Source organism: Mesorhizobium sp. M7A.F.Ca.ET.027.03.2.1 (assembly GCF_003999175.1).
In the GTDB taxonomy this organism is placed as follows: domain Bacteria; phylum Pseudomonadota; class Alphaproteobacteria; order Rhizobiales; family Rhizobiaceae; genus Mesorhizobium.
Genome location: NZ_RZOM01000821.1, coordinates 1 through 2,863 on the forward strand (window position 1 = coordinate 1; position 2,863 = coordinate 2,863).

A 2,863-nucleotide genomic window follows, 5' to 3' on the forward strand; every position below is an offset into this window, starting at 1 on the left:
TCGCCCCACAAACTGAAACGGGTCGAGCGCGCCGCCGACAGCCGCACATCCGGAGCCATTATACGGAAGTAGAGCCGGCCAACGGTCGGTTGAGCTTCGCGTCAACTCAGGTCTGTCCTTCGGTTTCGCTCGAAGCAAAGCCGCCAATTTCGCGACGCATTACAGTAGGTAGTGGCTCAGCGCGTTTTCCCTTCCGGCTACCGCGGCGGTATTTGCTCTGATACTCGCGTCGCTGTTTCGCGATTTCGTAGAGTACGATACCCGAACTGGTTCCGAGGTTTAGGCTCTCGATCATCCCGAACATTGGAATTGCTACGCACATCTCGCTGCGCTCGACCGCGAGGGTGCTGATGCCCCGTTTCTCATTGCCGAACCAGACAGCGAGTTTGGTGTGCTGGGTATAATCGCCCTCGTGCAGGAAAACGCTGGTCTTTCCCTTTATATGCGGCGACGTGACGACGGACAAAAGCCATGTTTTTCCAGATGGCTGAGGCAGGCGTCAGTGCTGTCGAATCGTTTCACAAACGTCCATTTGACGGCTGATACAGACGTTTCCGAAAGCGATTTCCGTTGGCGCATTTGCTGCCAGTCATCAGGAAGTGCTTTGCGTGGATCGACGATATAGACTCTTTCAACGCCGAGGGCATTTGCGTTTCGAATTACCGTTCCGATGTTCCTGATATCATTCGGATCTTCGACAACGGCTACCAAGTTCTTGCAGCGAAACGATTTGACCGCAGCCGCACGCTTGCGAACCGATACTCTGGGTTTCTGAGCCTCAAGGGTTTCCATGAGAGAGGTTCTTACCAGAGGCGCATCTGAATCCAAGGCCCGTGGCGACTCTATCGCCGCCACATCAGGAAGTCGCATAAGATAGATTATGGAACTAACACATGGGCCAGGAACTGTAAATTGCCGCTGATTCTCATAGGCTTGAGCGTTCGTGGCGTCTTGCCTTGGGCGAATAGCCAACGCTAGGCTGTCTAGATGAAGATGGCAAACAGCGAGATCGAAGCGGCGATTGAAGTGTTCGTGCAAGGCTTCAGCGCCGACAGAAGCCGCACCTTTCCTTACGTGGCCAGCCGTGTTGGGCCGTTGTGGCTGATGCGCGACGCCGAGCGCAAGAATCCTCGCGACTACCGCGGCGAAGAATGGGTCGTCCATGACGTCGCCGCTCAAGAGGCCGATGCCATCGTGCGGCAGCATGCACGGCCGGGCTTTGCCATTTCCGTTGTGATCGCCCACGAGGATCCGGACGGGCCGACACGAACCGCCTACAAAGCTCTCGGCTACCGGCTGCTTCGGACCGAAGGCTTTTTTGTCCACCGATTGCGCCGGATTCCCAGCCCGCCGGCGGTTGCTTCGATCGAACGCGTGCAGACAGCCGAACGGGCGGCGCAGTTGGGAAAGATCATCCGCAGGCAGCCGATCCCAGACGATTTGCTCGGCGACAGCGCGCCATTCCGTCAGTATGTGGCAGTCGATGGCGCCGATATCGTTGGGCGCGTACGCAGCCTTGATGCCCTGGGAGCCACATGGTGTTCGAGCATGTATGTCGAGCCGTCGCACCGGCGTCGCGGCATTGGCCAGGCTTTGATGTCGAGAATGTTGCACGACGATCGGGCGCGTGGGTCGAGGTACTCGGCGCTGGCTGCAACCCACGCCGGGGCGCTGCTTTATCCCCGGATGGGCTACGAGCGGATCGGAACGCTGCTGATATTTGCGTCAAGGAGCCGGAAGACCGTATGAGGGTTTATTCGCATCATGCTGATTTATAGTGGATTTCAGCTTGATCGGTGGTCAGAGCCCCTCTCTTTTACAACAGCTGGCCGGTCGTGTTGTTGCTGACGCTGCCCTGTCCAGACGACATCACGCCAATCAACCCAAACGCCTCGACAAGATCATCGAGGCTCTCGATCACGCGTAATGGGCTCAGCGCGTTCGTGAGCATGACCCGGATGAATTCGTCCGTCGTAACCTGCCCGACCGTATCCGTTTCGTTGTTCGTCGTTCCTGCGTTAACGAACAGCATGTCGAACATCCTGCCGGTCAGGCGCTGGCGCAGGCCCGCAATCTGGTCGGGCTCGCAGATGTCCAGGGTCTCTATCTCGACCCGGCCAGCATGCTCGTCTGCCAGATCGTGCAGCAAGGTCCGGGTTCCGCCGCCGCGAACTGTGCCGACGACATTCCATCCCTTTTTCAGGAACTCGGCCGCCATGGCATGGCCGAGGCCCCGCGATGCGCCAATGAGGAGGATTGTGCGAGCTGGGTCGCTCGGAATGTGTTTGGGCATGAGAGTTGGTAGCTTTCGATGTTGGTCCGACAGCCGATATAAGCGGCCGTGCGCAGGGCGCCAGACGCATCAAAGTCAAAGTATGGTTGCATCAAACGCTATGTCTGGCGACGCGGCTGGGATAGGCTCAGGTCATGACCAATGTTGATGTGGACCTGAACCTTCTCGTCGCACTGGATGTGCTGCTCGCCGAGGGCAGCGTGACAGGGGCAGCCCGTCGCCTCGGCTTGAGCGCATCGGCCATGAGCCGGACGCTCACGCGACTTCGGGCAGCAACAGGCGACCCGCTGCTCGTTCGCGCCGGGCGAGGCCTGGTGCCGACACCGCGCGCTGCCGAACTGCGCGAGCGCGTCCATGAGCTTGCGCGGGACGTGCAAGCAGTGCTCCGGCCGCAGATCACGCATATGGACGTCGCGTCGCTCGAACTGGCATTTACCGTCCGAGTGAGCGAGGCATTTCTGGAATTTCTGTCTGGCCCCGTCGTGGCCGCGGTCACTCGGGCAGCCCCACGGATCTGCCTTCGCTTTGTCCCCAAACCTGACAAAGACGCGCGGCCGCTAAGGGAGGGGC

At 59.3% G+C, this 2,863-nt stretch carries 5 protein-coding genes; 2 read left to right on the forward strand and 3 right to left on the reverse strand.

The genetic code is table 11. From position 1 onward, the window contains the following. Positions 1–106: 106 nt before the first annotated feature. Together EN750_RS41540 and EN750_RS41545 are read right to left on the reverse strand one after the other, a co-directional pair. Positions 107–466, reverse strand: a complete 360-nt coding sequence (locus EN750_RS41540) for a TrmH family RNA methyltransferase (RefSeq protein WP_210212771.1) — start codon at positions 464–466, stop codon at positions 107–109. Further along, entirely contained in the window at positions 439–792 is a 354-nt protein-coding gene (locus EN750_RS41545; RefSeq protein WP_210212772.1) for a TrmH family RNA methyltransferase, read from the reverse strand. Before EN750_RS41545 ends, EN750_RS41540 begins: the two co-directional genes overlap by 28 nt. Positions 793–987: 195 nt before the next feature. Between EN750_RS41545 and EN750_RS27465 the strand changes: the two genes are divergently transcribed. Further along, positions 988–1,749 (forward strand): GNAT family N-acetyltransferase, encoded by a 762-nt coding sequence (locus EN750_RS27465; RefSeq protein WP_127398549.1) that lies wholly within the window; start codon positions 988–990, stop codon positions 1,747–1,749. 67 nt (positions 1,750–1,816) lie between these two features. Here EN750_RS27465 and EN750_RS27470 read toward each other — a convergent pair whose 3' ends face one another. Next, on the reverse strand, positions 1,817–2,293 hold the full coding sequence (locus EN750_RS27470) for an SDR family NAD(P)-dependent oxidoreductase (RefSeq protein ID WP_127398551.1): 477 nt from the start codon (positions 2,291–2,293) through the stop codon (positions 1,817–1,819). 134 nt (positions 2,294–2,427) lie between these two features. Between EN750_RS27470 and EN750_RS27475 the strand changes: the two genes are divergently transcribed. Continuing rightward, positions 2,428–2,863: LysR family transcriptional regulator (locus EN750_RS27475; RefSeq protein WP_127398553.1), on the forward strand; the 436-nt coding region annotated here is incomplete at its 3' end.